The organism is Mesorhizobium sp. M2A.F.Ca.ET.039.01.1.1 (assembly GCF_003998035.1).
In the GTDB taxonomy this organism is placed as follows: Bacteria; Pseudomonadota; Alphaproteobacteria; order Rhizobiales; family Rhizobiaceae; genus Mesorhizobium.
In genome coordinates, this window is the sequence record NZ_RZRY01000450.1 from 1 (window position 1) to 5,328 (window position 5,328).

Sequence of the window (5,328 nt, forward strand, 5' to 3'; positions counted from 1 at the left end):
CCATGGGTGAGCACCACGCCGAAGTCGGACGGGAAGTGACCGAGCACCGCCCACAGCCGCGCGCGCGGTTCCGGCGTCGGCAGCCGGCCCATCCAGGCCGAATGCATCTGGTTGACGGTGATCCGCGCCAGCTTGCGCAGCCGGGCCTTTTCGCGCTCGGCAGCAGTCTGGAATTTTAGGCGAGGCGTGCGCCCATGCGCGGCGACGCAATGGGCGTAGAGGAAGAGCTGCAGCATGGCGGGCGAGAAGGACGGGACGCTCATGCCGACATCCTCGCGAACAGAGGCGCGCCGGCGCCGGCCGCCCGAGCATCGAGTGCAGCGGCGCATGCGGGGTTGAGCCACAGAACTTCAACGCGCTCGCGCGCGCCGTCGGCAAAGGCCTTGGTTTCGATCCGGCGCCAGCCGGCCAGAGCGTCGTCATAGAGCGGGTCCGGATAACCGGACAGAACGACCATGCCTTTGAGACTGGCCAGGAAGCCGAGCAATTCGGCATGATCATCCCGGCTAAGTTCGTGCCGGTACATGCGCCAGGCGAGATCGTAGCGATTTCCACGAGCTCGAGTTTCCGGCAGGTACGGCGGGTCGACATAATGCAACGTCCCGGCGCTGTCGTGCTGCGCCATCACCACCTTGGCATCGCGGTTCTCGACCACGACGCCGGCGAGGCGCGCCACCATCGCCGCGAGCACATTCGGGTAATTCGCCCAGTCCTGCGCCGGCGTCGTGCCGGAGCGGTTCGAGTTCGAGCGAAAGCCAGTCGAACGATGACCCTTGTGCTGGCTGGCATGAGCGTTGCTGCCAAAACCCATGTAGGACCGCACCAGCAGCCGGCGCGAGCGCTCGATTGGATCTTCGGACGGCTGGTATGCGTCCTTGAATTCGACGCGTGCGAACGGCGTCAGCCGCAGAAGCCGCTCAAGCTCGGCGGCCGAGGTCGGGTCGCGCAGAACGCGGAACAGCGTCACGACCTCGTCGTCGAGATCGTTATAGACTTCACCATAAGAGCGGGGTTTACGCATAAGCATGCTGCCTCCCCCGCCAAAGGGCTCGACGTAGACGCGGTGCGCGGGGAAGTAGCCGAGTATCCACGGCGCGAGCTTCCATTTGCCGCCATGCCAACGAAGAACAGGACGCGTCGGCGCGCTCATGCAGGCACCGCCAGTCCGGTCTTTTCGACGAAGGCCTTTTCGATCGCCGCCTTGCCGGCCTCGATCGATTTCGCGCGCTTGTGCTCGCCCGTTACACGGCCGAGCCAGAACGACCAGGTGCACCCCTTCCCTTCGGGGAACACGGCGCCAACTTCGATCTCGCCAAGCTTGGCGAGGATCCGCCCTTTCTCGTGGGTCTGCTCCCAGACCAGCAGGCCCGGCTTGCATGGGGATACCGCTGTTTCCTGCTGTCCCGCCGCGCCGTCGACGGCAGCGGCCGGCTTCACGTCAGCAGGAGGGGCTTCGGGGCATTCTCCGCTCGCTTGCGGCTTGTCCTCTCGCGGCTCTCCCCGCTCGGATTCATTGCCCCACCGGTCCCAGCCGGGCCGCGCCTGGCGGGCGTTGAGTTCGATCTTCGGCGTGTTCGGCCAGTGCTTCTCGATCCAGGCGGCGAACACGTCGGGCTTGGCGGAATGCCGGCCGACATCGGCTTCGATCGCCATGTCGTCGCACCAGCTTTCGAGCTGATCGCCCATGGCCGGCGCCACCGGCTTGCCGCGCGTTGCGATGATCAGGATTTCGTGCTTGCCGCGGTTCCAGTAGCCGGTGGCGATCTTGTTCTTCAGCCACGCCCAATGCGAGACGTAGCGGGCATGCGCCTTGTTCGGCGCCAGATAGCCGGTGTTCGGGTCGCGCTCGATCCAGCAAAAGCCCCAGGCGTCGAGCACGCAAATGGCCTCGATCAGCATTGGCACCGTTGCCCACAGGAACAGCACGCAATCCTTGGCGGCCAACGCGCCGACATCGCGCTTCATCAGCGTCAGAAGATCGCTGGTCGGGTAATGATTGTCGGCGGCGCGATCCATGCCGGTGTCGGCCGAATAGGGATCGAACTGCCATTCCGGGTCGGCATAGATGACGCCGTATTTCTTCGCCGGCAGTTCCTTGTAGCCGGCCGCAAGCACGATCTCGCGAGCGTTGCGCCGTTCCTTCTTCTCGGCCTGTGCCTCGGCGCGAATGGTCTTCACCGCCGGCGCAATGGCGCGCTTAAGCGCTGCCCGCGTCGGCTCATCGCCGCTCTCAAGAATATCGTCCAGCGCCTCGCGCACGATCGCGGGGTTGCGGGCAATCGCGCTGCGCATCTGGCGCGCGTCGTGAATCTCCTTGCGGGTGAGCCCCACCTGCTTTGCCGTGAAACCGTTCCCGTCCGGAACGGTTTTCGGGCGACCGCCCTTGGCGGCGCCGGCCGGCTGCGCGGCGTCATATTCGTCGGCGAGCCGGCGCTTGGCCTGGCTCTCGATTTCCAGCGCGTCGGCCTGCACGCGATAAGTGGCGGCGATCAGCTCGTCATGCGCCTTCTTCGCCTTGCCGAGCCGCGCCGCGCGCTTGGCGGCGTCATAGACGGCGGCGGCCTTGTCGCGCGCGTCGAGCACCTCCGCGGCGGTCGTCGCGCGCGAAAGCGCCGCCGCCGCCTCTTGCACAAGAGACGGCAGCGGCTTGGCAGCGATGGCGACGGCCTTCGGCATCAGGCCGGCGAGCCGGCTTCGGGCGCGCCCTCGAAGGCAGGCAGGCCGGTTTCTTCCGAGGCGCGCTTGAGGTCATGGCCGACCTGCTCGCGCAGATAGAATTCCCAGCGGTAGAGCTGATAGAACCACACGACCTTGCCGCCATTGACGCGGTAGCGCAGCCGCGCCGGGATGCGCACCGCGTCGCCGTCGAGGAAGGCCGGCACCGACACCATGAAGATGCCGGGAACCACGATGGCCTCGCCCTTGGCATTCATATGCTCTTCGGCGAACTCCACCGTACGCTCGCCGCTCTGCAGGCGGACGCCCTGTTTGGCTCGGGCGGCGACGAACACTTCCAGATGCCGCGACAACGCGATGACTTCCGATGGCGTCGCCATCTTTTCCTTGAACAGCCGCTCATATTCGGAAACCTCGCCGTCAGTCGGCGCGGCCAGTTCCGCCGCATGCTCTTCGAGGAACGCGGCGAAGATTTCCTGGTCCATCGGCTTCGCGTTGGTGCCGACCCACGACTTGAACTCTTCGGTCAGCGGGAAGGCATAGACGATGCGATGCGAGCGGTTGCGCGCCGGCACGCCTTCCATGTCATAGTCGAGCACCGCCGTGATCTTCGGATCCGGCCACATCGTCTTGCCGAACAGTGCCGAGTGCTCGTCCTGATGCCGCTTCGTCAGTTCGATGAAGCTCGCCAGCGTCTCGACCGTGGCGGTGCCCTTGCGCCGGTCCGGCGCCTGGCGGAATTCCTCGATCAGGCCTTTCACCGATTTGAAAGCCTGCGACTTGCGGTCGAAGGCCACCGGCACGCTTGCCGGGAGGCCGGTAAAGTCTCTGGTGTCGACAAGCAGGATGGTCGGCACTGCTGCTTCGGTGGCTAAAGTCTTGACCAGGTCGATGCCATGGGCATCGAGCGCTGAATCTTCAGTCTTGGACATGCGATGTTCCTTTCAGGGTTGCAGGCTTGGAAAGTGTCAGGCGGTTTCCCGCTCGTCGTCCTCGTCGTCGGCGTCGTGGACTTTCCGGGCGGGGAACATGTCGATCTGGTTCGGGTGCTCGACCGACAGCGCGCCGTCGATCGACCAGAACGGCGTCTTCATGAACTTGACGGTGTCGGGCAGTTTCGACTTGGCATCGGCCTTCACGTCGATGCGGCCAAGCTCGTAATCGAGCGTGATCGTCACGGTGATCTTGGCCTGGCACTTGTCGGCCGGCGAGGCTTCCAGCGCCTCGATCGCTTCGCCGAGAAGCTTGTCGCAGTGGCGCGAGAAATCGCCCCGCGAAAGCAGCCCGATCATCTGCCGGAATGAACGAAGGACACTCATGTTTTTCCTCTCCGAGGGTTGGGGGTTACGAAGCCTTGCCGATCTCGCGCTCGACGCGGCGGGCGATGCGCTCAAGCTCGTCGACCCGTTCGGACAGCCGGCGCGCCTCTTCGAGCTGCGCGGTGGCCGAGCGGCAAAGGTTCTTCATGTCGGCGATGACGGGCGCCGCCTTGGCGAGGAAGTCGTCGAACTCGGCGTTCGAGCCTTCCGGCCCGAACAGCTCCTCGCGCACCTGCGCCACCCAGGCGCGCGGCACGCCGAGGTCGCGGGCTACAGCGGCATCGGTCCAAGGCGCGGCGTAGCCGGTCTTATCGTCGAGGTAGAGTTCGTCGACCTTGGCAAAGATGATGCGGCGGTCCTCGCGCGACATCTCGCGCGGCGCTTCCGGCTTGGCTTCCATGGGAACCACCTTCAGAACTGGTTTTGAGAGACGCGTCGTGCAGTCCGGGCAGCGGTCGGCGGTGGCGCGCGCGCCGACTGTCCAGCCATGCGCCCGGAAATATTGTTCGGCGGCTTCCGGCGGCTTGCGCGTGGCGCCGGTCTGCTTGAAATGCGCCACGACCCCGCACTTGCACTCGATCACCGACGTGGCGACGGTGCGGTCGCCATGCTGGATCCGGCCGGAGGGGAAGTGGCGCGAGGACATCTATTCGCCCACGACTTTCAGCCCGCCGGCGGCCTTCGCGCCGGCAAGCACCTTGCGATATTCGGCGATGGCGTTGTTCACCTTGGCGAGCGAGCGGTCGATCTGCGCGCTTTCGGCCGGCGTCAACTGGCCGTCGGCGAAGGCGAGCGCGCCCTCGCTCATCAACTCGCCCATGCGCACGACCGCTTCCGCATGTGCCGCCATGACCGAGCCGTTCGCGGCCACCGCCTCGACGTCGGCGAAGCGCCGGCCACGCGCCGCACAGATGGCCTCGCTCATGTCGAACCGGCCGCATTCCTCCTCGAGCGCGAACACCGCGTCGAGCGGCATCAGCTCCGGCGCGTCCGCATTGGCCCAGCGGCCAACCTGCGACTTGCTGTAGGAACAGATATCGGCCGCGCGCTCGATGCCGCCGGCGGCGGTGATCAGGTCGCGCTGCTTGGCCTTGAGCAGGAAGTGGCGGGCATTCGCGTTCGGTACCATTGTGGCCTCCTCGTCAGGCGCAAAAGGTTTCCCGCGCCGGGAAAACCCGGCGTCGTTTCCCGTGGTGGGAAAGGGTTTGTGGAGTCAGTGTGCGGGCGTCAGTTCACAGGAGGCCCGCAACAAAATGTGCTCATGGTCCGCCGCTCCGGAATCGGTTGGCCGCCTTGCGGGCGTAGCCCGGCAGGTCGGCGATATCTCCAATGT

Annotated in this window: 7 protein-coding genes; all 7 read right to left on the bottom strand. The window is 65.7% G+C overall.

The features are described from left to right. A partial coding sequence (locus tag EOA24_RS26465; RefSeq protein ID WP_127410228.1) for a hypothetical protein occupies positions 1-263 on the bottom strand: 263 nt, incomplete at its 3' end. Beyond that, entirely contained in the window at positions 260-1,150 is an 891-nt protein-coding gene (locus EOA24_RS26470) for a DNA adenine methylase (protein ID WP_127410229.1), read from the bottom strand. The genes EOA24_RS26465 and EOA24_RS26470, both read right to left, overlap by 4 nt. Continuing rightward, complete coding sequence (locus EOA24_RS26475) at positions 1,147-2,676, bottom strand: MT-A70 family methyltransferase (protein WP_127410230.1); 1,530 nt, start codon at positions 2,674-2,676, stop codon at positions 1,147-1,149. Before EOA24_RS26475 ends, EOA24_RS26470 begins: the two co-directional genes overlap by 4 nt. Continuing rightward, entirely contained in the window at positions 2,676-3,608 is a 933-nt protein-coding gene (locus tag EOA24_RS26480) for a DUF2303 family protein (protein ID WP_127410231.1), read from the bottom strand. The genes EOA24_RS26475 and EOA24_RS26480 overlap by 1 nt, the downstream gene beginning before the upstream one ends. A 36-nt stretch (positions 3,609-3,644) precedes the next feature. Beyond that, positions 3,645-3,995, bottom strand: coding sequence for a hypothetical protein (locus tag EOA24_RS26485; protein WP_127410232.1), 351 nt, complete (start codon positions 3,993-3,995; stop codon positions 3,645-3,647). A gap of 25 nt (positions 3,996-4,020) precedes the next feature. Then, entirely contained in the window at positions 4,021-4,641 is a 621-nt protein-coding gene (locus EOA24_RS26490; protein ID WP_189354240.1) for a hypothetical protein, read from the bottom strand. Continuing rightward, positions 4,642-5,124, bottom strand: a complete 483-nt coding sequence (locus tag EOA24_RS26495; protein ID WP_127410233.1) for a phage regulatory CII family protein — start codon at positions 5,122-5,124, stop codon at positions 4,642-4,644. Positions 5,125-5,328 lie beyond the last annotated feature (204 nt).

Coding starts and splice junctions, on each gene's coding strand:
- EOA24_RS26485 (WP_127410232.1), bottom strand. CDS start 3,995: ATGAGTGTCCTTCGTTCATTCCGGCAGATGATCGGGCTGCTTTCGCGG.
- EOA24_RS26490 (WP_189354240.1), bottom strand. CDS start 4,641: ATGTCCTCGCGCCACTTCCCCTCCGGCCGGATCCAGCATGGCGACCGC.
- EOA24_RS26470 (WP_127410229.1), bottom strand. CDS start 1,150: ATGAGCGCGCCGACGCGTCCTGTTCTTCGTTGGCATGGCGGCAAATGG.
- EOA24_RS26475 (WP_127410230.1), bottom strand. CDS start 2,676: ATGCCGAAGGCCGTCGCCATCGCTGCCAAGCCGCTGCCGTCTCTTGTG.
- EOA24_RS26480 (WP_127410231.1), bottom strand. CDS start 3,608: ATGTCCAAGACTGAAGATTCAGCGCTCGATGCCCATGGCATCGACCTG.
- EOA24_RS26495 (WP_127410233.1), bottom strand. CDS start 5,124: ATGGTACCGAACGCGAATGCCCGCCACTTCCTGCTCAAGGCCAAGCAG.